This is a genomic window from Brevundimonas sp. A19_0 (assembly GCF_017744255.1).
In the GTDB taxonomy this organism is placed as follows: domain Bacteria; phylum Pseudomonadota; class Alphaproteobacteria; order Caulobacterales; family Caulobacteraceae; genus Brevundimonas.
The window spans coordinates 16,395-40,761 of record NZ_JAGHQP010000011.1; the positions used below are offsets into that span (position 1 = coordinate 16,395).

24 protein-coding genes are annotated in these 24,367 nt (G+C 67.3%); 12 read left to right on the plus strand and 12 right to left on the minus strand.

Annotated features, from left to right (window positions below; translation table 11 throughout):
• Window positions 1-9: 9 nt before the first annotated feature.
• The 5 genes from J7346_RS10615 to J7346_RS10635 form a co-directional block, all read right to left on the minus strand.
• Complete coding sequence (locus J7346_RS10615) at window positions 10-642, minus strand: TetR/AcrR family transcriptional regulator (RefSeq protein WP_245157806.1); 633 nt, start codon at window positions 640-642, stop codon at window positions 10-12.
• Window positions 643-742: 100 nt separating this feature from the next.
• Window positions 743-2,371: an AMP-binding protein gene (locus tag J7346_RS10620; RefSeq protein WP_348521496.1), complete on the minus strand. Its 1,629-nt coding sequence runs from the start codon at window positions 2,369-2,371 to the stop codon at window positions 743-745.
• Window positions 2,308-3,951: a carboxylesterase family protein gene (locus J7346_RS10625; RefSeq protein ID WP_209119914.1), complete on the minus strand. Its 1,644-nt coding sequence runs from the start codon at window positions 3,949-3,951 to the stop codon at window positions 2,308-2,310. Before J7346_RS10625 ends, J7346_RS10620 begins: the two co-directional genes overlap by 64 nt.
• A complete protein-coding gene (locus J7346_RS10630) occupies window positions 3,948-5,294 on the minus strand; it encodes an MFS transporter (RefSeq protein ID WP_209119916.1) in 1,347 nt (448 codons plus the stop codon). The genes J7346_RS10625 and J7346_RS10630 overlap by 4 nt, the downstream gene beginning before the upstream one ends.
• A 3-nt stretch (window positions 5,295-5,297) precedes the next feature.
• Window positions 5,298-7,616 carry a TonB-dependent receptor gene (locus tag J7346_RS10635; RefSeq protein ID WP_209119917.1) on the minus strand — a complete coding sequence of 773 codons (2,319 nt, stop codon included), beginning with the start codon at window positions 7,614-7,616 and terminating at the stop codon, window positions 5,298-5,300.
• A 383-nt stretch (window positions 7,617-7,999) separates the two neighbouring features.
• Between J7346_RS10635 and J7346_RS10640 the strand changes: the two genes are divergently transcribed.
• Entirely contained in the window at window positions 8,000-9,283 is a 1,284-nt protein-coding gene (locus J7346_RS10640; RefSeq protein WP_209119918.1) for a hypothetical protein, read from the plus strand.
• Window positions 9,284-9,292: 9 nt separating this feature from the next.
• On the plus strand, window positions 9,293-10,783 hold the full coding sequence (locus tag J7346_RS10645) for an MFS transporter (protein WP_209119919.1): 1,491 nt from the start codon (window positions 9,293-9,295) through the stop codon (window positions 10,781-10,783).
• A 194-nt stretch (window positions 10,784-10,977) separates the two neighbouring features.
• On the opposite strand, the gene cueR is transcribed toward J7346_RS10645, so the two are convergent.
• The 4 genes from cueR to J7346_RS10665 form a co-directional block, all read right to left on the minus strand.
• On the minus strand, window positions 10,978-11,448 hold the full coding sequence (gene cueR / locus J7346_RS10650; protein WP_209119920.1) for a Cu(I)-responsive transcriptional regulator: 471 nt from the start codon (window positions 11,446-11,448) through the stop codon (window positions 10,978-10,980).
• Window positions 11,445-13,928 carry a heavy metal translocating P-type ATPase gene (locus J7346_RS10655; protein ID WP_209119921.1) on the minus strand — a complete coding sequence of 828 codons (2,484 nt, stop codon included), beginning with the start codon at window positions 13,926-13,928 and terminating at the stop codon, window positions 11,445-11,447. The genes cueR and J7346_RS10655 overlap by 4 nt, the downstream gene beginning before the upstream one ends.
• Before the next feature lie 119 nt (window positions 13,929-14,047).
• Window positions 14,048-14,584 carry a DUF305 domain-containing protein gene (locus J7346_RS10660; protein ID WP_209119922.1) on the minus strand — a complete coding sequence of 179 codons (537 nt, stop codon included), beginning with the start codon at window positions 14,582-14,584 and terminating at the stop codon, window positions 14,048-14,050.
• Between the two features lie 86 nt (window positions 14,585-14,670).
• The gene (locus J7346_RS10665; RefSeq protein WP_209119923.1) at window positions 14,671-15,183 is read right to left on the minus strand and encodes a DUF4396 domain-containing protein; all 513 of its coding nucleotides are present in this window, start codon (window positions 15,181-15,183) and stop codon (window positions 14,671-14,673) included.
• 129 nt (window positions 15,184-15,312) lie between these two features.
• Between J7346_RS10665 and J7346_RS10670 the strand changes: the two genes are divergently transcribed.
• From J7346_RS10670 to copD, 3 genes are all read left to right on the plus strand, one after another.
• Window positions 15,313-15,504, plus strand: a complete 192-nt coding sequence (locus J7346_RS10670) for a heavy-metal-associated domain-containing protein (protein WP_209119924.1) — start codon at window positions 15,313-15,315, stop codon at window positions 15,502-15,504.
• Window positions 15,505-15,617: 113 nt separating this feature from the next.
• Window positions 15,618-15,980: a copper homeostasis periplasmic binding protein CopC gene (copC, locus tag J7346_RS10675; RefSeq protein WP_209119925.1), complete on the plus strand. Its 363-nt coding sequence runs from the start codon at window positions 15,618-15,620 to the stop codon at window positions 15,978-15,980.
• Between the two features lie 4 nt (window positions 15,981-15,984).
• Window positions 15,985-16,899: a copper homeostasis membrane protein CopD gene (gene copD, locus J7346_RS10680; RefSeq protein WP_209119926.1), complete on the plus strand. Its 915-nt coding sequence runs from the start codon at window positions 15,985-15,987 to the stop codon at window positions 16,897-16,899.
• A gap of 14 nt (window positions 16,900-16,913) precedes the next feature.
• Here the strand turns inward: copD and J7346_RS10685 are convergent, their stop codons facing one another.
• From J7346_RS10685 to J7346_RS10695, 3 genes are read right to left on the minus strand one after another with little or no spacing between them, the layout of a single operon-like run.
• Window positions 16,914-17,405, minus strand: a complete 492-nt coding sequence (locus J7346_RS10685) for a nuclear transport factor 2 family protein (protein WP_209119927.1) — start codon at window positions 17,403-17,405, stop codon at window positions 16,914-16,916.
• Between the two features lie 47 nt (window positions 17,406-17,452).
• Window positions 17,453-17,929, minus strand: a complete 477-nt coding sequence (locus J7346_RS10690) for a DUF411 domain-containing protein (protein ID WP_209119928.1) — start codon at window positions 17,927-17,929, stop codon at window positions 17,453-17,455.
• Complete coding sequence (locus tag J7346_RS10695; RefSeq protein WP_348521497.1) at window positions 17,926-19,080, minus strand: acyltransferase; 1,155 nt, start codon at window positions 19,078-19,080, stop codon at window positions 17,926-17,928. Before J7346_RS10695 ends, J7346_RS10690 begins: the two co-directional genes overlap by 4 nt.
• Window positions 19,081-19,210: 130 nt before the next feature.
• On the opposite strand from J7346_RS10695, the gene J7346_RS10700 reads away from it, so the two are divergent.
• From J7346_RS10700 to J7346_RS10730, 7 genes are all read left to right on the plus strand, one after another.
• Window positions 19,211-19,489, plus strand: a complete 279-nt coding sequence (locus tag J7346_RS10700; RefSeq protein WP_209119929.1) for a hypothetical protein — start codon at window positions 19,211-19,213, stop codon at window positions 19,487-19,489.
• Window positions 19,486-19,926 carry a periplasmic heavy metal sensor gene (locus J7346_RS10705; RefSeq protein ID WP_209119930.1) on the plus strand — a complete coding sequence of 147 codons (441 nt, stop codon included), beginning with the start codon at window positions 19,486-19,488 and terminating at the stop codon, window positions 19,924-19,926. Before J7346_RS10700 ends, J7346_RS10705 begins: the two co-directional genes overlap by 4 nt.
• A gap of 9 nt (window positions 19,927-19,935) precedes the next feature.
• The gene (locus J7346_RS10710) at window positions 19,936-20,517 is read left to right on the plus strand and encodes an RNA polymerase sigma factor (RefSeq protein ID WP_209119931.1); all 582 of its coding nucleotides are present in this window, start codon (window positions 19,936-19,938) and stop codon (window positions 20,515-20,517) included.
• A 114-nt stretch (window positions 20,518-20,631) separates the two neighbouring features.
• The gene (locus tag J7346_RS10715) at window positions 20,632-22,443 is read left to right on the plus strand and encodes a copper resistance system multicopper oxidase (RefSeq protein ID WP_209119932.1); all 1,812 of its coding nucleotides are present in this window, start codon (window positions 20,632-20,634) and stop codon (window positions 22,441-22,443) included.
• A 329-nt stretch (window positions 22,444-22,772) separates the two neighbouring features.
• The gene (locus J7346_RS10720; RefSeq protein ID WP_245157802.1) at window positions 22,773-23,624 is read left to right on the plus strand and encodes a copper resistance protein B; all 852 of its coding nucleotides are present in this window, start codon (window positions 22,773-22,775) and stop codon (window positions 23,622-23,624) included.
• Window positions 23,625-23,641: 17 nt separating this feature from the next.
• Entirely contained in the window at window positions 23,642-24,025 is a 384-nt protein-coding gene (locus tag J7346_RS10725; protein WP_209119933.1) for a copper resistance CopC family protein, read from the plus strand.
• 10 nt (window positions 24,026-24,035) lie between these two features.
• Window positions 24,036-24,260, plus strand: a complete 225-nt coding sequence (locus tag J7346_RS10730; protein WP_209119934.1) for an ammonium transporter family protein — start codon at window positions 24,036-24,038, stop codon at window positions 24,258-24,260.
• Window positions 24,261-24,367: the final 107 nt, after the last annotated feature.

A 24,367-nucleotide genomic window follows, 5' to 3' on the forward strand; every position in this document is an offset into this window, starting at 1 on the left:
TGGATGGGCCTAGGCCGGGCCCGGGTCGGTCTTCGGCTTGCAGATCGACAGGAAGCCGGCGGCCATGAAACTGGCCATGCGGGCCTTTATGGCCTCGAAATCCTCGCCGTCGCAGAGACCGCCGGACAGGCGATTGATCCGGCCCGTGCGGGCCAGGCTGAGCATCAGGGCGCCGGTCACGAAGTGGTAGCCCCAGAAGATGTCTTCCTCGGCGCAACCCGGCAGGGCCTTCTTGAGGATCTCGATCAGGCGCAGGACCACCGGGTCGAAGTGGTAGTCCATCAGCTCGGCGCCGTAGGGGGTGTTGGACACCTGGGCCCCCAGGGCGCCGTAGTTCTTCCAGTTCTCGCCGCCCTGGCCGTAAAGGTCGAGGTCGGTGTCGAGGAAGGCGCGCAGGGCCCCCTCGACCGTTGGCTTGCCCTTCGTCGCGGCGTCATAGTCGTCGAGCGCGCGCATCCGCAGGGTGCTGGTCACCTCGGCCCGGCGGGCGATGACGGCGTCGAACAGCTTCTTCTTGTCGGTGAAATAGTAGTTCAGCAGCGTGTGGTGGACGCCCACGCGCTGAGCCACATCCTTGAGGGTGACGCCATAGAGACCATGCACCGAGAACAGATATTCGGCGGCGTCGAGGATCTGCTCCATCTTGTCCGCGCGCTGCTCGACCTTGGTCCGGCGGCGGCGCTTGGGCGCAGGCGTGGGTGAGTCAGCGGTCTGGCGGGAAGCTTTGATTTTGGGCCTCGGTTCAGCAATCGCCATAGTCAACTCTCAGTCGCATCTTGTCGATCTTGCCGGTCGCGGCCAAGGCCATCTGGTCGACGCGGATGACCGTATCGGGAATCCACCACGGCGCGACCCTGCCGCGCAAGGTCTCGAGCAGTTCGGTGTCGCTGACGTCAGCGGCCTCGCGCGGCTGGATGACCAGCACGGGTCGCTCGCCCCATTTGGAATCGGTGCGCCCGATGACGGCGGCCAGCGAGACCGACGGGTGTTCGTTGATGACGGCCTCGATCTCGGCCGGATTGATCCATTCCCCGCCGGACTTGATCAGGTCCTTGGCGCGGCCCGTGATGACCAGATTGCCCGCGCGGTCGATCCGGGCAAGGTCACCGGTCGGGAACCAGCCGTCGTCGCTCGTCGCCTTTTCCGACTGGCCGAAATAGCGGTCGATGACGGCACCGCCGCGGACATGCAGATGCCCCTCGGCCTCGCGCTGTTCGGGCAGGGCGCGGCCTTCGGCATCGGTGATCAGCAGGTCGACGCCGATCGCGGGACGGCCGGACAGCTGGGCCGAGCGGTTCGGGTCCACCGGCGGCGCGCAGGTGCCCAGCGGCGACAGCTCGGTCATGCCCCAGCTGGTCTGGACGGTGACGCCCAGACGCTGCTCGATGCGCTCCATCAGGGCCGGGGCCATGGGGGCGCCGCCGACGATCACGCGCTGGAGGGTGGGCGTTTCGCCGCCGTGGGCGTCGAGGTGCTCGACCAGACCCAGCCAGACCGTGGCGATACCGACGGCCAGGGTGACGCCCTCGTCGTTGATCAGGCGGGCCAGGCTGGCGCCGTCCAGCCAGCGGCCGGGCAGGACCAGGCGCGCGCCCGCGGCCGGCGCCGCGAACGGCAGGCCCCAGGCATTGGCATGGAACATGGGCACGGCGGCCAGCACCCGGTCGGCGGCAGTGATGCCCATGACGTCGGCCTGAAGCAGGCGCAAGGTGTGCAGATAGCTGGAGCGGTGGGTGTAGCTCACGCCCTTGGGCGCGCCGGTGGTGCCCGAGGTGAAGCACAGACCGGACGGTTGGGTCTCGGGGAAGTCGCCCCAGACGACGCCCTCGCCGGTTTCCACCTCGATCAGGGACTCGAGATGGTCAGCCCCCTGCCCTGCGCCGTCGATGACCAGCAGACGCTCCAGCCTGGGCGCGCGGCTGACGATGCGACGGGCGACCGGCTCCAGGTCCGCGCTGGCGATCAGCAGCCGGGCCTCGGACTGGGTCAGCATGGCGACCAGCTGGGCCTCGGTCAGGCGAGGGTTGAGCGTATGGCACACCGCCCCCATGCCCATCACGGCATACCAGGCCTCGACGTGGGCCTGGCTGTTCCAGGCGAGGGTCGCCACCCGGTCGCCCTTGCCGATGCCCAGCCCCGCGAGGGCGGCCGACACGCGGCGGCTGCGGTCGCGCAGCGCGGCATAGCCGATGCGCTCGACCCGTCCCTCGCCCACTGCGGTGACGACCTGACCGTCCGGGCTCCAGCGCGCCGCATGGTCGAGGAATTTGTCCAGCGTCAGGGCATAGTCCTGCATATCCCCGTCGATCATGGGCAGCCGGGGGCGGCGGGCGGCAGCGGCGGCGAGATGACGCCGAAGTTCCAGTTCCACGGAATCCCGCCGGCGGCGCGACGGCGACAGACCACCGTCTCGTGCAGCTCGAACATGCCCGGCATCAGGCGCTGACGCACCACCGGGGTCTCCTCGAAATGCATATAGCTGGCGGTGCGGCCATAGGCGGGCCAGTCGGGCTGACCCTCGGCCACGGGCTGGCCGGTGCGGGCGAAGCTGAGCCAGTAGGACATCATGGCATCGGACATGGCCGTGTGGACGGGGGTGTCCGGAATGGCCGGCCAGCGCGGGGGCGTCCGGTCGCGGTTGCCGAAGACGAAGGGAATCTCGGCCGCGTGGAAGGCATGCAGGCCGGCGTCGTCCGCGGCCGGATAGCCGTGGTCAAAGAAGTACATATAGGCGTTCTGGCCCAGCGCCGTCTGGGTCCGCATCAGCCGCTCGGCGGTCCAGCCGTAGAGGGCGTCGCGCGGGGTGGCGAGCATACTCTCGGCCATGTCGTCGGACGGATAGAAGGACAGGAAGGTGTCGGCCAGCTCGCCGTAGCGATCGCGGATTTCCTTCTCATAGGCGGCGGCGTCGGCCGGGGCCGGCGGCACGAGGAAACGCAGGGTGCGGATTTCGCCCTGGTTGAAGCCGGCCAGCAGCGGCACGGGCGCCTGCTTGCCCTGTTCGAACACCTCGGCCAGCTGGGCCGGCAGATAGACACCGTCGATATTGCCGAAGGGCGCATAGCCCGCGTCACGGGCGGCGACCGTCAGCGCCTGGGCGTCCATGGCCCGCAGGCCCGCCAGATTGGTCTGTCCCAGCTGTCCCTGCAGCCACCAGCCGAGCCCCTCGGCCGGCACGTCGCCGTGGGTGCGCGAGCGCAGCTCGGGCATGGAGAGCATATAGGCGCTCTGGGCGATGGCCTTGTCGAACAGGCCCTCGGCCTCGGGCGAGGCCATCAGATACATGACGCTGAGCGCGCCCGCCGACTCGCCGGCCATGGTGACATTGTCGGCGTCTCCGCCGAAGGCCTCGATATTGTCCTGCACCCATTTCAGGGCGGCGATCTGGTCCTGCAGGCCATAGTTGCCCGACACCTTCTGGCGCGACTCGGCGCTCAGCTCGGGGTGGGCCAGATAGCCCAGCACGCCGAGGCGATAGTTGATCGTCACCACCACCACGCCCTCGGCCGCCATGCGGGCACCGTCATAGGCCGGCTCGCTGCCGGCACCGGTGACCAGCGATCCGCCGTGGATCCAGACGAACACCGGCGCGTCTTTGGCGTCCTCGGGCGCCCAGATGTTGAGGAACAGACAGTCCTCGCTCATCGTCGGGGCTTCGCCCGCATAGATGCTCTCGCCGCGCGCGACCGGCTGGTGACAGGCGGCGCCGAATTGGGTGGCGTCGCGGGTCTCGCGCCAGCGGCGCATCTCGGCCGGGGGGCGCCAGCGACGCCAGCCCGTGGGCGGCGCCGCATAGGGAATGCCCTTGAAGATGTTCAGGCCATCCTGCGCCACGCCACGGACGGGGCCCGCAGGGGCGTCGACGACCGGCGGCGTCTGGGCGCCCGCCGGGGCCGTCGCGCAGGCGGTGAGCGCCAGCGCCACGGCGAGACTGGTGAGTGCGCGGATCATCGTGCGGCCTCCTGTGCCGTTTGACGACGGATCTTGCCGACCATGCCGAGGAACATGGCGATCGCCAGCCCATAGAAGGCGATCAGGGTGTAGAGGGCGATCTGCAGGGAATTGTCCGGGAAGCCGTTGGCTCCGAAGAAGTCACTGGCGAAGCCCAGATAGGTCGGCCCGAGACCCAGTCCGATCAGATTCATGACCAGCAGAAGCAGGGCGCCCGACATGACGCGCTGATCCGGCCGGACCGTCTCCTGGACCAGGGTGATCGACGGCGACAGGTAGAAGTAGTTCAGCGCCATCGGCACGGTCAGGAAGGCCAGCGACATCTGCCAGGTCGGAGCCCAGACAAAGCCAGCGTAGAAAGGAACGGCGATGATCAGGCCGATGGCCGGGATCCACGCATAGGCGGTCTTCGAGCGCTTGGCGAACATGTCGATCAGACGCCCCGAGATCAGCATGCCGAGGCTGACGCAGATGCCGACGACCAGGGCGTACCAGAGCGCAACCTGTTCCAGAGTCATGCCCTTCTCGCGCATCAGGAACAGGACAGCGAAGCCCAGCAGGGCATAGGTGACGAACTGGGTCGCGCCGCAGGCCAGCGAGATGCCGCGCAGGGTCGAGTTGGCGAAGAACATACTGAGCGTCGCGACAAAGCCGGCACGCGGCGCCGCAACGGTTTCCGCGGTCGGGACGGGTTCGGCGACAGGCTCGGCGGCGGGGGCCACGTCCAGCCCGCCCTTCTTGGGCTCGCGAATGCCGAACCAGACGACCAGGGCCGTCACGACACCGGCCACACCGACCCAGATGAAGGCGTCGCGCCAGGAATAGTTGGCGGCGATGGAGGCCCCGAAGGCCACGCCCAGCGCCGACCCGATCGGCGGCCCGAGGTTGAACAGGGCGAGCGCCATGCCGCGCGTGCCCGAGGGGAAATAGTCGGAGATGATGGCGTACGAAGGCGGCACCCCGCCGGCCTCGCCGACACCCACCGCCATCCGCGAAACCGCCAGCTGGCCGAAATTGGTCGACAGGCCGCAGGCGGCGGTCGCCGCACTCCACAGGGCGCAGGCGATGGCCAGCACCCGGACGCGATTGGTCCGGTCGGCCAGCCAGCCGACAGGGATCGCCAGAATGCAGTAGAAGGCCGCGAAATAGAGCCCGCCCAGCAGGCCCAGTTGGCTGTCCGCCAGGCCCATGTCGTCCTGGATCGGCTTGGCCAGGATTGACAGCAGCTGCCGATCCAGGAAGTTCAGCACATACACAAAGCACAGGATGGCGAGGGCGATCCAGGCCCGGGCTCCCGGACGCGCAGGGCGCGCGTCCGGGGCGACAGGAGACGATGCCGTCATCGATCAGTACTCATAGCTGAGGCGGATCCCGACGGTGCGCGGCCGGACCCGACCGTACCGCCCGTCGATGAAGGCTTCAGGGTGCACATAGTTGACCGACTGATCGTCGAACAGGTTCTCGACATAGGCCCCGACCACATAGTTGTCGAAGGCGAAGGCCAGGGTGCCGTTGACGAAGGTATAGCTGTCCACCTCGTCATAGGTCGGCAGCGGGATGTTCGGCTTGCCCGGCGTATTGGGGAAGGCGTTCGGATAGCCGCCCACATGCGAGATCGCCAGTGAGGCATTGCCCGTCACGTTCGAGGTCGGGAACCATTCGTAGTTGATGCGCACCGAGCCCGAAAACTCGGGTCCGGCCAGAGGCGCCCCGAGCACAGCCCCGGAGATGGCCGCTTCGGAGGCCGTCAGGTCATCGACCTCGGTCTTGTTCCACGAGCCGTTCACGGCAACCGTCCAGCCCTGCGCCGGCAGGGCGACCAGGGCGACCTCAAGCCCCTTGCTGGTGGCGCCGCCGATGTTGGTCGCGAACTGGATCGAGTCGGACACGCGGTTGGCCTGGACCTGGATGTCGTTCCAGTCGATCCAGTAGACGGCCGCATCCGCGAACAGGCGGTTGTTGAACCACCGGCCCTTCACGCCGATCTCATAGTTGATCAGCTCGTCCGAGGTGGCACCGTACGGGATGACGATGTCGGTGGGATCGATGGTGCTGACCGCACCGGCCCGGGCGTTGACGATCGGCGGACGGAAGCCGGTCGAATAGGAGGCATAGGTCGTGATCGACGGCGTCGGGCGCCACGACAGGCTGAACCGGTAGGACGGCCCCTCTTCCTCGACCTTTACCCCTTCAGCCGCCGCATAGGGACCGGTGACGGTCAGCGGGATGCTGCTGGCGTTCAGGGTGCCGAAATAATAGGCCGCATAGGCCGCATAGTTGTAGGCGACGGTCAGATAGTTGGAGTTGTAACCGCCCTCTTCCGTGAAGGATTGGGCGTCGGTCTTGCCGTAGCGAATGCCCGCCGTCGCCCACAGGTCCGGATTGAAGCGATAGGTCAGCTGGCCGAAGGCCGCGATCTCGTGGCTGATGAAGTGCGAGGCGAAGCGCTGGTAATATTCGTCCGGCAGGCCCGAAATCCGGCGCGACGTCAGGAAGTCCTCGTTCGAGCGATAGGCGTAGTCCACGTCCCGGCGCTTGCGGAAGTAGAAGGTGCCGACCGACCAGTCGAAGGCGCCGCCGGGATCCGAGACCAGCCGGGTCTCCTGAACGAAGGTCTCGTCCCAGGCATCGGCGTCGAGGGCGAACGGGAAGGCCTGGTTATAGCTGCCGGCCAGGTCGACGTAGAACAGGCCCGTATAGTCCGAGAAGGTCGTCGAGCTGGTCAGGCGCGCGCCGTCGAACTGGTATTCGAAGGTCGCATTGTAGTTGGTCATGTCGCTCTGGAAGCGGTCCGGGCGGTCGCTGCGCCGGACGAAGTCGCCCAGATTGGGGTTGGTCAGCGACGAGTCGTGCGGGTTCGACACCTCGTTCGAGACCAGCAGCCGGGCGACGAAGCGGTCGGTGGGCTCCCACTGCAGGATGGCGCGACCGCCATACTGGATCAGGGTGTTGGAGTCCTCGATGCCGGTGCCGACGTTGTCGACCCAGCCCTCTTCATTGCGCGAGAAGCCCACCACGCGGATGGCCAGCTGATCCTCGATCAGCGGCACATTGATCATGGCGTTGTAGCGCTGACGCAGGCCGTGGCTCTCGTTCATCTTGCCGATGTCCATCAGGAACGAGGCATCAAACCCGCTCGCATCCGGATCGTGGGTCAGGATGCGCAGGGCGCCGGCCAGCGAGCCGGAGCCGAACAGGGTGCCCTGCGGCCCGCGCAGGAACTCGATCCGCTCCACGTCATAGAGGCTGGGGTCGAGAATCGTGGAGTTGCCGTTCGACGAGATCGGCAGCTCATCCAGATAGATGGCGACGGTGCTCTGCAGGTTGGCGCCATAGCCGTTGGTGGCCACGCCCCGTGCGGAGAAGTTGTTGAAGTTGGCCGAGGCCCGGTTGAGCGTCACGCCCGGAGTGGCGATGGCCAGGCCGTCATAGTTGACGATGCCGCGCTCGTTCAGGTCTTCCTGGGACAGGGTCGTGACGCTGATCGGCACGTCCTGGGCGCGCTCGGTGCGGCGGGTCGCGGTGACCACCACCTCCTCCAGCGTCGTGGCCCGCTCCTGCGTGCGGTTGGTCCCGGGGTCCTGCTCCTGCGCCAGGGCGAGGCCCGGGGTGAGGACGGCAAGGGTGGCGGCGGCACAGGCCGACGCGAGAAGTGTCGCTTTCATAGAAATCCCTCCCTACGCCGGTCATGAACGCCAGCGTTTGACCAGAGAGGGACACGAGGATCAGCCTCTGTCAACATTCGCTATCACGTGCGTGAATGTTTTCACTGTTCACTCAGATGGGCGATTTCGCCCGGACTTCCCGGACATTCAGACATTTCAACATGATCCCTCCCCTATTCACCGAAACAGGAAATATTTTGGTTCACGCTCACGTGAGTGAAATTTGACACAGCCGACCTGACGTGCCCCTCTTCGACCACCAGAGCGCCGAACCGAACGGCGCCGGGAGGATCAGGGCCGGACGCTATCGGCCCCAAAGGGAGGGAAGCCGCCATGTCCGATCCCGGACTGCCGGAGCGTACCGAAACGCGGGAACGAAGCCGGTGAGGCCCTCGCGCAGGGGCCTGCTGCTCGGGGCCGGCACAGCGGGGCTGGCGCCCTTCGCCACAGCCGGAGAAGTCCTTCTGGACGACGCCTGGCATCAAACGATTCTGGACCGCTATGCCGCCTTTGGTGACAAGTCGACCGGCGGGCCGGGCGACATGGCCACGGGCGCCTGGCTAGAGGACGAGCTGACCCGGCTGGGCTTTCACTGCCACCGGCACGCGTTCGTCTCGCCCTTCTTCGATGCCGATCAGGCCACCCTGACCATCGAGGGACACACCGCCTCTGTCATTCCGCAGGCGCCCGTGACGCCGACCGACTCCGAGGGGGTGAGCGCGCCGCTCGCCCTGTCGTGGGGAAGCGGGCGGCTGGACGGCCGGATCGTGCTGATCGTACTGCCCTCACGACGCTGGTCGAGCGCTCTGGACGGGCTGATCCAGACCCGGCTGAACGACGTCTGGGCCCGGGGGGCGATCGGCGCGGTGCTGATCACGACAGGGCCGACCGGCGACGCCCTGGCGCTCAATGCCCCCGCGCGGCTGCCGCCCGGGGCCGGCCCCATCGCCGTGCTGGCCCCGAACGAGTCGGAGCCCTTTCTTAACGCAGCCGCCGAGGGGCGGACCGGCCGTCTGGTGCTGTCGGGCACAGCCGGACAACGCCCGGCCTTCAACCTGACTGCCCGACTCGCGCGCGGCGCGGACAGGGCCGTGGTGCTGTCGACGCCGCGGTCGGGCTGGTTCACCTGTGCCGCCGAGCGGGGGTCCGGCATCGCCGTCTGGCTGGCGGCCGCCCACTGGCTGGCCCGGCGACAGGACCCGTTCGACGTCGAGCTCGTGGCGATCAGCGGCCATGAATACGAGAATCTGGGCGGCGAGCACTATCTCGAGGCGCTCGCGCCGAAGCCCGAGCGCACCCGGTTGTGGGTGCATGTCGGGGCCAATCTGGCGGCGCGGGACTGGCACACCTATGGACGCGAGTTGCGTCCCCTGCCCGGCCCGGACGCCCAGCGCTATCTGCTGGCCAGCCCCGACGTCGCCGACAGTTTCGCCCGCGCCTATGCCGGCCAGCCGGGGCTCGAGGCCGTCTATCCCGCCACGGTCGAGAACTCGGCAGGCGAACTGACCAACATCCTCAGGGCCGGCTACACCAGCGCCGCCGGCTTCTTCGGCAACCACAAATTCCACCACAGCCGCAATGACGACCTGCGCTGCGTGACGGGGGCGCTGGTCCGGCCGGCCTCCGAGGCGCTGCGACGGGCACTGGCCGAGATACTGGCCTCGTAAGGATCTCCCATGACCCAGCCGCCCCCGGCCCGCCCGCTCCACTCCTCGCAGTACAGGGCGCTGGTCCTGGGGCTGTTGCTGCTGGCCTACATCTTCAACTTCATCGACCGGACCATCCTGTCGATCCTGGGCCCGGCCATCCGCATCGAGCTGGGCCTGACCTCGACCCAGATCGGCATGCTGGGCGGCCTGTATTTCGCCCTTCTGTACACCCTGCTGGGCATACCGATCGCGCGCCTGGCCGAACGGCACAGCCGGGTGAACATCCTGACGGTGTCGCTGGTGGTCTGGTCGGCCTTCACCGCCCTGTGCGGCATGGCCGGCAGCTTCGTCACCCTGGCGCTCTGCCGGTTCGGCGTGGGTGTCGGCGAGGCCGGGTGTTCGCCGCCGGCCCACAGCCTGATCAGCGACTACTTCCCGCCGCACCGTCGCGCCTCGGCCCTGGCCATCTATGGACTGGGCGTGCCGCTGGGCATGATGTTCGGCGCGGCCGCGGGCGGCTGGCTGGCCCAGACGCTGGGGTGGCGCTGGGCCTTTGTGCTCGTGGGCCTGCCCGGCGTTCTGCTGGCCGTGGCCTTCAAACTGCTGGTGCGCGAGCCTCCGCGCGGGCACGCCGATCAGGAAATGGCGCTGGCGGTCGGCCTGCCGGTCGAGGCCCCCGTTCCCCCGGGCCCCTGGTCGATCGGCCACGAGGCGCGCGAGATCGGTTCGGTCGTCCGCGCCCTGTTCGGCAAATGGCCGGTGCTGAACATGGCGCTGGGCATTACCCTGGTGTCCTTCGGCCTGTACGGATCGGGCCAGTTCGCGCCGCAGTATTTCGTGGCGGCCTTCGGGCTGGATCTGACGACCGTCGGCCTGATCATCGGCCTGATCGGGGGCGTGGGCGCCGGCATCGGCACCCTGGCCGGCGGGTTTCTGGCCGATCGGCTGGCCCGGCGAAATGCGGCCTGGTACGCCCTGACCCCGGCCATCGGCCTGGCGCTCTGCACGCCGCTCTACATCCTGGCCTACACCCAGGCGAACTGGCAGGTGGCGGCCGCCCTGCTGCTGCTGCCGGGCCTGTTCCAGTACACCTATCTGGGCCCGACGTTCGGCGTGGTGCAGAACTCGGTCGATGTGCGACGGCGGGCGACAGCCACGGCCGTGCTGTTCCTGTTTCTCAATCTGATCGCGCTGGGCGGCGGGCCGCCCTTTACCGGCTGGGTCATCGACCAGCTGGCCGGTGTGCGCTTCACCCACGCGGACGTCGGCGGAATCTGGAGCCTGATCGGCGGGTGGTTGGGCGGTCGGGTGTCGGATGCGGCCGGCTTTGCCGCGGCCTGCCCGGGCGGCGTGGCGCCCGAAGCATCGGATGCAGGTCTGGTTACGGCTTGCCGGACGGCCCTGGCCGACGGGACACGGGGCGGCCTGATCGTCACCTTCCTGTTCTACGCCTGGGCGTCGGTCCACTACTTCCTGGCCGCCATTGGAATGGCCCGCCACCTCGCCTCCCGCACCTGACCGGGAGGCGCCGGCCGGGGGACAGGCCCGGCAAACGGGGCCCCAAACGCAGAAACGCCGCCCGGGGGACCGGACGGCGCTGGAAACTTGGGTGCGGGAGCAGGATTTGAGCAGAACCTCACACCACTTTTCAGCTTCACTGCGTGACTCTCGCTGCGTCCGCGAAGCGCCAGAAGCGGACTTTGACAAAAGTCCTATGATCGGGCTTTTGCACGCGCCGAAGAGACCGCGTTGGGAGAGCGGCCCAATTTTCGTCTCGCCCTGTGCAGGCCGCTATCCCGTTCGGCAAGGTCCTTGAGGATTGGACAGTCCGGGCGGTCATCGCCAGCGCAACATTCGGCGAGCGTTCGAAGCGCGTCCGCCATCGCCTGCATCTCGCCGATTCGGGCGTCGAGGTCGGCGACGTGTTTCTGGGCGATCGCCTTTACTTCCCGGCTCGGACGGACGCGGTCACGCCAGAGCAATAGCAGGTGGCCGATTTCCTCGACTGAGAAACCCAGGTCACGGGCGCGACGGATGAACTGCAACTCCCGCACATCCCGCTCGCCGAAGTCGCGATAGTTGCTGTCCGTCCGGTCCGCCGGCCGGATAAGGCCGACAGACTCGTAGTAACGGATCATCTTGGGCGATACGCCGGTCGCCTTGGAGGCCTGGCCGATGTTCATGGGGTCGCTCCTTCGATGGGGGTCTTGAAGCCGCGCAGACGAAGCGCGTTGGTCAGCACGCTGACGCTGGACAGGGCCATGGCGCCGGCGGCCAGCATGGGCGACAGCAGCCAGCCGAACACCGGGAACAACAGGCCCGCCGCGACCGGTATCAGCACGACGTTGTACCCGAACGCCCAGACGAGGTTCTGGCGGATGTTGCGCATGGTGGCTCGTGAGAGAGCGACGGCGTTCACGGCACCGCGCAGGTCACCCCCGGTCAGGACGACGTCCGCGCTCTCGATCGCGACGTCCGTGCCGCCGCCGACTGCGAGCCCGACATCGGCCGCCGCCAGGGCCGGCGCGTCGTTGACGCCGTCGCCGACGAAGGCCACGCGGCGTCCGCCGGCCTGGAGCGCACGGACGGCGTCGACCTTGCCGTCCGGCAGAACCTCGGCGCGCACCTCGTCGATGCCCAGACCTCGGGCCACGGCCTCGGCGGTCCGGCGGTTGTCGCCCGTGACCATCGCGACCTTGAGCCCGAGCGCATGGATGGCGGCGATGGCGGCGGGCGTCGTCGCCTTGATCGGATCGGCGACCGCGATGATGGCCGCCAGGCGGCCATCGATCGCTGCGTAGAGAGGGCTCTTGCCCTCTTCGCCAAGCCGTTGGGCCTGAGCGGCGAAGGCGGACAGGTCATGACCGAGACGTTGCATCAAGCGGTCGGCGCCGACCTCGACCGAGCGGCCGGCGACCCGGCTCTCTGCGCCGAACCCAGGACGGGACGAAAAGGTTTCGGGCGCCGACACGGGCAGTCCCCGCTTCGCGGCGGCCTGGATGATGGCGCGGGCGATGGGGTGTTCCGAGCGGGTCTCCAGCGCAGTGACCAGGCTCAGAACCTCGTCCTCGGCGAAGCCCTCGGCCACGGTGAGGTCGGTCAGTTCCGGCCGCCCCTCGGTCAGGGTGCCGGTCTTGTCGAAGGCGACGACCTCGACGCTCTGGAGCGCCTGAAGCGCCTCGCCCTTGCGAAACAGGATGCCGAGTTCGGCGGCGCGGCCGGTCCCGACCATGATCGAGGTCGGGGTCGCCAGTCCCATGGCGCAGGGGCATGCGATGATCAGCACCGCGACCGCGTTGACGAGGGCGAAACCCAGCGCCGGCTGCGGACCGAACGCCAGCCAGACGCCGAAAGTCAGCACGGCAACGCCGATCACGGCGGGCACGAACCAGCCGGTCACCTTGTCGACCAGCGCCTGGATCGGCAGTTTGGTGCCTTGGGCGGCCTCGACCATGCGAACAATCTGAGCCAGCACGGTTTCGGACCCCACCTTCTCGGCGCGGAAGCGGAAGGCGCCCGTGGTGTTGATCGTGCCGCCGACGACCTTGGCGCCCTCGATCTTCTCGACCGGGATCGGCTCGCCGGTCAGCATGGACTCATCGACATACGAGCCGCCGGACAGCACCGAACCGTCGACCGGAACGCGTTCGCCGGGCCGGACGACGATCACGTCGCCGGGTGTGACCTGATCGATCGGCAATTCGACCTCCGACCCATCCCGCTCCACGCGGGCGGTCTTGGCCTGGAGCGTCATCAGGCGGCGAATCGCCTGGCTGGTCTGGCCCTTGGCGCGCGCCTCGAACCAGCGGCCGACCAGGATCAGGGTGACGATCACCGCCGCCGCCTCGAAATAGACGTTGGCGGTTCCGGCCGGCAGCCACTGCGGCGCGAAAGTCGCGACGGTGGAGAAGGCCCAGGCGGCGGTGGCGCCCAGCACGACCAGCGAGTTCATGTCCGGCGTCAGCCGGATCAGGTTCGGCACGCCTTTTCGGTAGAAGCGCAGACCCGGCACGAACAGCACGAAGGTCGCCAGCACGAAGCTGATGATCCGCCAGGGCGTCATGCCGATGGAGTCCATCAGCCAGCCGTGGGCGCCGGGAACGAAGTGCAGCCCCATCTCCACGACGAACAAGGGAAGGGTCGCGGCGCCCGCGACGACGACGGCGCGTCCCAGGCTGCGGATTTCGACGGCGCGCGAGGCCTGTTCACGATCCTCGCTGGTCGCGTCGGGCGCGGACGCCGCCTCGGCGGTGTAGCCTGCCTTGGCCACGGCCTCTGTCAGGGCGCGGGCGTCAATGGCGCCTTCCAGCACCCGGACGGTGGCGCGTTCCGTCGCCAGGTTGACGTTCGCATCCAGGACGCCGGGCGCCGCCTTCAGCGCACGCTCGACACGGCCGACGCAACTCGCGCACGTCATGCCCGTGATCTTCAGTTCGACGGTGCGTTCGATCGGCTCGTAGCCGGCGGAGCGGATCGCCTGGGTCACCGCCGCCGCAGAGCCGGTGTCGTCCACTTCCACTCGCGCGCGCTCGGCCGCGAGGTTGACCGTGGCGCTCATCACGCCGGGCGCGGCGCGGATGGCCTTCTCGACGCGACCGACGCAACTGGCGCAGGTCATGCCGAGCACGGGAATGTCGAGGGTTCGCAGGGTCGTGGCGGTCATCGGGACGGTCTCCAAAACGAAGTCCCGCCCTTGATGAACCTTCCAGTCATGGGTAGGTCAAGCGTCGAGCCAAACCAGCGTCAATTGACACCCCTGTGGCGCGCCTTGGCCCCTAACCTCTACCGCACCGCCTCCTGAATTTTCGGCTGCATGTCTGGCGTGAGCACCGCTGGCCGCGCCGGCAGCGGTTGGTCGGCGCGTTCTCCATTTCGATCGATGTCGGCGAGAAGGAGTTTCATTTCCTCGATCTCACGAACCTGGGCGGCGATGATGTCATCGGCCAGCCTCCGGACGCGGGGGTCGCTGATAGACGCCTTGCGGGCGTTATTGATGGCGATCGAGTGGTGCGGGATCATCGCTTCCATGAAGCTGGAGTCGTTCACCAGCGTCTGCGCGCGGTTCATGGAGAGCAGCGCGACGCCAAGGACGGCGGCGGCGGCGACGATCATGATCTTGGTGCGCTTTCCCTCATACATGCTCCACATGAATCCGAGCATGATGATGGTCATGACGCAGCCCATGATGAGTGACGCCAGCATGCGGTTCAGGCTGAAGAAAACGTGATCCCAGCTGTAAACCAGCTGATACATGAAGACGAACATCACCACTGTCGAGGTGGCGATCATCCCGGCGAACCGGCCCCAACCCATCTTCATTTTCAGTCTCCCAATCCTTGTTCCCGAAACCGGGGCAACGAATGGGACCGGCCGGCTGTTCCGGCCTCGGCGGTCAATCGGACGGCTCAGTCGCCATGATGAGCGTGCACGACCGCGTGACCCTTCCCGCGCGAAATCAGCCAGCGATTCACGGGGAAGGCGGCGGCTCCTGCGATGACAAGGGCTATGGCCAAAGCGCCCCAGAACAGCGGCGAGGTCAAATGCGCGTCCATGGCGCCGGGGATCACCAGCATGATGGCGTTGTCGACGATCTCCATTATGGCGATGGAGGTGGTGTCGGCGGCCAGCGCCAGCTTCAGCACAGCCCCGAACGCCAGCCCGGCCCGCAGCAGCGGGACCATGGTGAAGGCGTAGCCGAACAGGAAGGCCAGACCGACGGCCAAGACGACAGTCGCGACGGCGGGCCAACCCAGCGCCGTTCCGATCACCATGCCCAGCACTTCCCCGACGGCGCAGCCGGACAGACAGTGGAGCGTCGCTGTGAACGCCAGACGGTTCAGTGCGCGCGCCTGGTCGTGCGTCTGCGCCTCGCCGACCTCCTCGTTGTGCTCGGGATGCGAATGATGTTCGTGGAACATGAGTGATCTCCTTCCACCTCACCTTTCCGCCTTCCCATGGTGATAAGGTCAAGACAGCGATTTCGCCCCTTGACCTTCCAACGCTGGGAAACCCCACCTCCCTCATCGTCGATCGAAAAGGAGATGACGATGATCGAGCTGAAGGTTGAACGCATGACTTGCGGGAGCTGCGCCGCGAAGGTCCGGGCGGCTGTGATCGAGGTGACGCCAAACGCCCGGATGGAGATCGAGATCGCAACCGGGACACTGCGGGTGGAGGGCGAAGCCGACGAGGCCCGCATCCGGACCGCGATCGAGCAAGCTGGTTACGGCATCGCGTAGGCGTGTCGCGGCCGGTCGCCTGATCGGCCGCGACGGTCCATCGTGAGGGAAGCGCCCATACGGCGCGTAGAGAAGCAGAAGGCCGAAACCGGCCGAACGTCTGGAGACCGAGTATGCGTAACTTCAACCCCGCACCCATCGTCGCCATGGCGGCGGCCATGACCTTGGCCGCAGGGCCGGCGGCGGCGCACGCCCGTCTGGTCAGTTCGACCCCGGCGGCGAATGCCACCGTCGCTCCCACGCGGACGATCAGCCTGACCTTCAGCGAGCGCAGCGTTCCCGCCTTCTCCAGCTTCGACGTCGTCAATGCGGCGGGCGAGAAGGTCGCGATCCGGGTTGCGGGTTCGGAGGACGGAAAGACACTGACGGGAACCCTCGCTCGCCCGTTGGCCGCCGGCGCCTATCGCGTCGACTGGCGCATCGCGTCGAGCGACGGCCATCGGATGACGGGCTCATACACCTTCTCGGTGCGCTGACGCCGTGCTCGAATTCGCGGTCATCGCGCTTCGCTGGCTTCAATACAGCGGCGCCGTCGTCCTGCTCGGGGCGCCGCTGTTCCTGCTCTATAGCTTCAAGGGCACCCGCGACCCGAACCTCGCTTGGGCGCGTCCGACCCTGATCGTCGCGGCGCTCGTTGTCACGCTTGGCTCGCTCGCCGCCCTGGTGGCCCAGACGGCGGTGATGGCGGGCTCGCTGAGCGAAGCCTTTAAACCCGCGTCGCTGTCCTTCATGGTCACTGGCACCGGCTTGGGCATGGCGATGGTGGTTCGCGCCGTGGTCGCCATCCTCGCCCTTGTCGCGGTCGTCGCCCTGAAGCCGGGGCGCGTGCTCTGGGGCTTGCTGGTGGCGGCGGGGTTGATCGTGGCTGCCAGCTTCGCCTGGACGGGTCATGGTGCGGCCACCGAAGGACCGGGCGGCCCGCTCCATCTCGTTGCCGACATCGTCCATGCCGTCGCCGCCGCCGTGTGGCTAGGCGCCTTGGCAGCCTTGACGATCCTGCTGCTGCGCCGGACTGTGCCGGATGATCTGGCGATCCATCGCGCCCTGCACGGGTTCGCCAGCCTCGGGACCCTCGCCGTGGGTCTCCTAGTGATGACCGGAATCGTGAACAGCTGGTTCCTGGTCGGCCCCGCGCGCATCGGGCACTTGGGAGCCAATCTCTACGGCCAGCTGTTGATCGTCAAACTCGTGTTGTTCGCCCTGATGCTCGCCCTGGCGGCCGGCAACCGCTTCCGGCTGACGCCGGTGTTGGGCTCGGTTCTGGCAAACGCCGAAGATCCTCGACAGGCGCTTCAACGGCTCCGACGCAGCGTCGTTGCGGAGACGCTGGTCGCGGTCGTGCTGCTGTTCGTCGTCGCGGTGATGGGCACGCTTGCGCCGCCATCGACCATATGACCTAGAGACGGCTCCTAGCGGGGCGCGCGCGACGACCAGTGGATGTGGTGGATGCGCCAGCCGTCGGCGTGCCGCTTCAGCACCATGGTCTCAGTCGTCAAACGGTCCACCGCGCGGCCATTGAACTGGCCCGTCGTGCGGCCTTCGCTGGTGATCCAGGCGATGTCGCCGTCGGCCCAGCCCGATCTCCGCGCCACTGTCGCCTCCGACGCTGCGGCGAAGGCGGCGTCCGAACCAAGGTGATGGGACGCATACTCGTCGCGCGACCGCTCCGCGCCGCCTTCCTCGAAGATCATCACATCCGGCGCCAAAAACGTCAGCGCGCCCGCCGTGTCGCCGGCCTTGAGCGCGGCGTGGAAGCCGTCCACGGCGGTGGCCGCGTCCGTTGCTTCCGCAGCGACCGAGCCTGCGGCTTGGTCAGGGCCGTGGGCGTGGTCCTGGGCGAAGGCGGGCGTCGCCGAAAGCACGGCGAACGACAGGGCGAGGGCAAGGGATGTGCGGGACATCGGAGGCTCCAGACTTGAGGTGATATGGGAGACCAGCGCGATCTGCGTCAGGCCGATTGGTTGTGGCGAGCGAACACGCGGGTCGCGCCTGATCGAAGCACCAGCAGGGTGTCGTAGGGGTCCTTGTGCCCCTGCGGCGTCTCCATGCCGGGAGAACCCAGCGGCATAGCCGGCACGGCAAGGCCCACCGCCGTCGGCCGTTCGGCCAGCAGGCGGATGACATCCTGAGCCGGCACATGGCCCTCGATCAAATAGCCGTCGATGCGCCCGGTGTGACAGGAGGCCAAAGCGTCAGGCAATCCTCCGCTGCTCCGGACCGACTGGAGGCTCGGAAGGACCGCTATGGTCGTCGTGAAGCCCGCCTCGCGCAGGTGCTCGATCCATGCGTCGCAGCAGGCGCAGGTCGGAGTCTTGAAAACCGTCAGGTTTCTCGACGGGCGCGTCTGGGCGCAGGCCGTTCCGGTCATGCCGGCGAGCATGGCGGCGCCCAGTAACAGGCGACGGTTCAGGTTGACGGAGTTCAAAAGGGTTCTCCCTGATCGCTGTGAACGGAACGTCTGGCCTCGACGGGATCGGCGCGCTGCGGAGCCATTCGCTCCCGGAGCCACCGTCGGCCAGGCCGCTCGACGAAGACATGGATGGCGGCGGCTGCGACGAGGGTCAACACCAGCATGGCGGCCAGCTCACCCAGACCCATCCGGTAGTCTCCGGGCCAGCCGACGAGCGCCTGCACAGCGTTGCGCCAAACCATCAGGATCGGGATGTGGACGAGATAGAGCGCGAACGAAGCCTCGCCTGCAAACAGGGCGACAGGATGGGACAGGAAGGTCCGAACGCGCGCCTTGGCCAGCAGAGCGAGCGACAGGATGAAGGGACCAGCCGCCGCGACGATGATGCGGTCGTCGGCGCCGATCTGCATGAGGACGAGCAGCGCTGCGGTGGCTACCAAGGCGCCCACGATTGACGCGCGCGGCGATGGTATCCAGCGCTGGCCGAGGTAGTAGAGGCCTATGCCGTAAAGAAACTCAGGGATGATCCTCAGGATGCCCATACTGTCTTCGGCCCGAGGCAGCACCCGGCCGAACTGGGCGCTGTAGAACGCATCGAGCGCGACAAACAGGATCGCGGCGAGCGCGATGATGACCCACGGTCTCGCTCGCAGCCGAAGAGCCAGAGCGGCGTAAGCGGGGAACGCAAGATAGGCGAACCATTCTGCCGACAAAGACCAAGCCGGTCCATTCCACAGAACCATGGTTTCGCGTGGGAACCAGGCCTGAACGAGAAGCAGCGTGCTGACAAAATCGGCGGGGTTAAACCGACCCGGCTCCACCCCGACGCCGAACAGAGGCGCGAGCAATACAAGCCCAAGCATGGCGAGAAGGATGAACAGGTGAGCCGGATAGATCCGCGCGAACCGCGCTGCAAGGAACCGCCGGTAATCCGGCGCGCGATCACCTTGGAGGTAGACGTGCGTTAGGATGAACCCCGACAGCACGAAAAAGACATCCACGCCCAGCCGCGCGCGATCCAACAAACCGGCGCTTTCGACAGAGAGCGTCCATTGAAGCTGGTAGTGGAACAGGACAACACCGAGTGCGAGGAAAAACCTCACACTGGTGAGCGGATCGAGCACGTCGGGAAAGAGAACCCGTGTTGCGTCTGACTTGTCGCTCACATCGCTCCCCCTCGAACGACGGGGCTGTTCCGGTCGTTCTCTGATATCTACGTGGGCGACGGCTCTTCCCCTCGCGAGGGGAATGTGAAGGGCGCGCGTATGGCAGATGGGGCGTGACGCAGGTGGAAAAATGACCGACGAGATGGACAGATTGATCCGCGCGGACATGTCGGGCGACGCCGCGCGGCTTGCCGACTTTGAAGATGCGGTCTGGGCGCGGATCGGCGAACGCAGAGAGCGTGTCCGCGTGGGCCAGGTTCGCGTCGCCGCCGTCGCCCTGGCGCTGGCGATCGGCGTCACGAACGGCGGTCTGATGCTCTTGGGGCCTCAGCCAGAGCCGTCAGAAATGCGAATTTTCACCGTGTCAGCCGGCTTGTCGCCGCTTGCCAGCCTGGATGTCCGGGGATGAGGGAGAACTGGAAATCCATGGTCATCACCGCGATCCTGGCCGCGCTGGCCAGCGGCGCGGCGACCTGGGCGACCGCGACGTGGGTCATGCAGGAGCGGCAACCGCCCAACCTACACAGCGTCGTCCATGAACAACTCGATCTGAGCGCGGAACAGGATCGCCAGCTCGACGTCATCGAAGCCCGATTTGCGGCTCAGCGCCCCGCGCTGGAGGCCGAGGTCCGCGCCGCCAATCGCGAACTAGCCGCCGCCATAGCCGCCAGTAATGGCGACACTCCGCAGGTCCAGGCGGCGGTCGATCATTTTCACGTAGCCATGGGCGACCTCCAAAAGGCCACGATCGCTCATGTCTTCGAGATGCGATCCGTGTTGACCCCCGGCCAGGCCGAGGTGTTCGACGAAGCGGTCGTCGAGGCCTTGCGCCATGACGCCGGTTAAGCGCGGCGCGTGGGGGCCGGGCAGAGCATCGAGGTTCGCGCGGCGGGCGGAGACCGGGCCGCCTTCACCGCCTTGGTGACCGCCACCAAGGCCGATCTCTACCGGTTCATTCGCCGCTATGTCGGCGACGAGGCCGAGGCGCATGATGTGCTTCAGGAAGCTTATGCGTCCGCCTGGCTCGCCATGCGACGATATGATCCGGCACGGCCGTTCGATGTCTGGCTGCGCTCCATCGCTCTGAACAAATGCCGCGACTGGAGCCGCCGACGGGCGGTTCGCCGCGTCGTGCGCGGGGTCATGGGTCTGGAAGCGCCCGAGGCGACGGCGGTGGGCGACGACGCGCCCATGCCTGAGGCGCGCCTGGACGACCAGCGCAGGGCCAAGAACCTGCAACGCGCTTTGTCCGATCTTCCTAACACCCTGAAGGAGCCTCTCCTGCTCGCCGCGCTCGAAGGGCGGTCCCATGCCGAGATCGCCTCCCTCCTTCGCATCACCCCCAAGGCCGTGGAAACCCGCATCGCCCGCGCGCGCAAGAAGCTGGCGGAGGTCTTGGCTCAGGCTACGGGCGAAGAGGGCTTGACCTTGCCATGATGGGAAGGTGCACAAGGCTGCGATCCCGACCTGTGGCGACCTGACGCAAGGGTTTCGCCGCCGGGCTGCGTAATTGAACGAACGGCTGAACATTGCCGAAGGACCTACTCACTTATGTCGATGTCACAACTTGATCGCCGAACCCTACTTCGCGGCGCCGCCTTGGGCGGCGGTCTGCTGGGACTGCAAGGCCTGCTGCCCGCTTGGGCGCAGACAGGATCGGCCGGTCTGCGGGCGGACATGCCAACCCTGACCGGGTCGAACATCGATCTGAGCGTCGGCCATTCGCCCTTCACCGTGGGCGGACGAACGGGGCACGCCATCACCATCAACGGAACCCTTCCCGCGCCGCTGATCCGTCTGCGCGAGGGCCAGAATGTGCGGTTGGCCGTCACCAACACCTTGGACGAGGACACATCGATCCATTGGCACGGCCTCCTGCTGCCATTCCAGATGGATGGCGTGCCGGGCGTCAGCTTCCCCGGAATCAGGCCGGATGAGACGTTCGTCTATGAGTTCCCGATCATCCAGTCGGGCACCTTCTGGTATCACAGTCACTCCGGCCTTCAGGAGGCGATGGGCCACTACGGTCCGATCGTCATCGACCCGGCCGGCGCCGATCCGGTCGCCTACGACCGCGAGCATGTGCTGGTCCTGTCGGACTGGAGTTTCATGCATCCGCACGAAATCCTCGACAAGCTGAAGAAGAGTCCCGGCTATTTCAACCAGCAGCGCACCACGCTGGCTGGACTGATCGACGGCAGCGACCGCATGAGCCTGGAAGAGCGGCGCATGTGGGGCCAGATGCGAATGGACCCGCGCGATATCCTCGACGTCAACGGCTCGACCTACACCTATCTGATCAACGGGCACGGGCCGCAGGAGAACTGGACGGGCCTGTTCCGCCCCGGCGAGCGGGTGCGGCTGCGGATCATCAACGCCTCGGCCATGTCGATCTTCAACATCCGCATTCCCGGCCTGCCGATGACGGTGGTCCAGGCCGATGGCGAGAACGTGCGCCCGGTGGAGACCGACGAGTTCCAGATTTCGGTGGCCGAAACCTATGACGTCATCGTCCGGCCGACCGAAGATCGCGCCTACACGATCGTGTCTGAGGCCATCGACCGCTCGGGCATGGGTCGGGCGACCCTGGCGCCGCGTCTGGGCATGACCGCCGAGGTCCCGCCACTGCGCGAGGTCCCGAACCTCACCATGCGCGATATGGGCATGGGCGGAATGGATCACGGCTCCATGGGCGGCATGTCCGGAATGGATCACGGGGCGATGGCCGGTATGGACCACGGCGCCCCTGCCCAAGGCGCGGCTCCGGGGGGCGAAATGGCCGGGATGTCCATGGCCGGGATGAACATGCGCGATCCCGAGAATGCCCCGCCGGACATGGCCGTGGGTGTCGGGGTCGACATGGTCGCCATGGACCCCGCCAACCGCCTCGGCGAGCGTCCGACCGGGCTGACGGACGTCGATCACCGCGTCCTGGTTTACACCGACCTGGTGTCGCTCCAGCCCAACAAGGACCAGCGCCCGCCGTCACGGACCATGGAAATCCATCTGACCGGCAACATGGAACGGTTCATGTGGGGCTTCGATGGCAGGAAGTTCAGCGAGCTGGTCGAGCCGATCCGCTTCGAGCGCGACGAGCGGGTGCGGGTGACCTTGGTCAACGACACCATGATGGCCCACCCGATCCACCTGCACGGCCACTTCTTCGAGCTGGTGACCGGCGGACCGCCCGGCCATCAGCCGTTGAAACACACGGTCAATGTCGCGCCCGGCGGCAAGGTGACCTTCGACCTCACCGCCGACGCGCCCGGCGACTGGGCCTTCCACTGCCACATGCTGATGCACATGCACGCCGGCATGTTCAACGTCGTGACGGTGCGGCCGATGGACGGAGCTGTGTCATGAACCGCTTCGCCGTCGCCTTCGCTCCGCTGATCCTCGCCGCCAGCGCCTTGAGCGCCCAAGCCCAGGACCCCCACGCGGGTCATACAATGCCGCCGACGCGACCCGCGCCCGCCCCGACCCCCGCGCCGCAGGAGCCCGCTCGGCCAGCGGCGCAGGACCCGCACGCGGGGCATGTCATGCCGCCCGCGCAGACCCAGCCGGCAGCCGATCCTCACGCGGGCCACCAAATGCCGGCTGAACCGGCAACCGTCGATCCCCACGTGGGTCACGTCATGCCGGCCCCGGCGCCCGCGCAGCCTGATCCGCACGCGGACCATGACATGTCTACCATGGCCTCTGCCCAGGATGATCCGCACGCCGGGCATGACATGTCGACGATGAGCATGGGGCCGCCGGACGTGCCTACCAGCGCCGACAATCCCGGCCGCCCCCCGGAAGAGGCGCTGCCGGCTGCCGCCCTGAGCGGCCCGGCACACGCCGCCGACATGATCTTCGGCGCAGAGGAGATGACCGCCGCCCGCCGAACCCTGGTGCGCGAGAACGGTGACGTTCGCACGACGGCCGTCATTATCGACCGTCTCGAAGCCGGGTTCGGCAGCGAGGACGAAACCTACCTCTGGGACGTCCAGGGCTGGAGCGGCGGCGACATCAACCGCTTCTGGTGGAAGTCCGAGGGCGAAGGCGACTTCGGCGGCGAACTGGAAGACGCCGAACTCCAAGCACTCTACAGCCGTGCCGTAACGCCCTTCTGGGATGTGCAGGCCGGCCTGCGCCAGGACTTCCGCGCCGACGGCGAGGACACGACGCACTTGGTCCTCGGTCTCCAAGGACTGGCGCCCTACTGGTGGGAGATCGACGCCGCCGCCTTCCTGTCGACAAAAGGCGATCTGACCGCCCGCGTCGAGGCTGAATACGATCAGCGCATCACCCAGCGCCTGATCCTTCAACCGCGCATGGAAATCGAGTTCGCGGCCAGCGACATCCCGGAGCTGGAGATCGGCTCGGGCCTGTCTTCGGTCGAGGCGGGTCTGCGACTGCGCTACGAGTTCCGAAAGGAGTTCGCCCCCTATGTCGGCGTCGAGTGGAGCCGCGCGTTCGGCGACACTGCCGACTACATCGAAGCCCGAGGCGGCGAGGCCGAAGACACTCGCTTGGTCGTCGGCCTGAAGGCCTGGTTCTAGCCCAAGGAGATCACCCTATGATCCGCACCCTCATTATGACCGCCGCGCTGGCGTTCGCCGGCGCCGCCGCCGCCCAAGACCCGCATGCGGGCCACGCCATGCCCGCCCCGGCCGCCACGCCTCAGTCGGGCATCACCACCGTCCCGGCGAACGGCGCCATGACGCACGGATCGCCGGAACGGTTCAGTGTAACCTTTCCCCATGCAATGATGCTCAAGACCGTGACATTGACGGCCGAGGGCCAGGCTCCGATCGTCGTGACGGCGCCGGCGGCGCCGGCGGCCGAGACCGTCAGCGTGGCCCTGCCGCGCCTCGCGCCAGGGACTTACACCGCCGCTTGGGCGGCCGAAGGTCCGGACGGCCACAAGATGTCCGGTTCTGTCAGCTTCATGGTTCACTAGGAGAACGACGATGAAAGTCTCCACCCTGCTGGCCACCGCCGGCGCGATCCTGACCCTGAGCGCCGGCGCGGCCCTCGCCGCAGACGTTTGTGAATGCTGCAGGGACATGGCGGCGGATGCCGAGATGTCGTGCTGCGACAAGATGAAAAGCGAGCCCGACCCGGCAGACCTTGCACCGCCCGCGCCCGCGCCGTCAGAGACTCCCGAGGCCCAAGGCGATGCGGGCCATATCTGATCGTCAAATTCGATGCATCTCCCGTCCCGGATGGTGCCAGGACCGGCGACGAATCCAGCTTGGACAAGGGTGTTTTGCGCCGCTGAATGCGCCGTCGTTCCAATCAG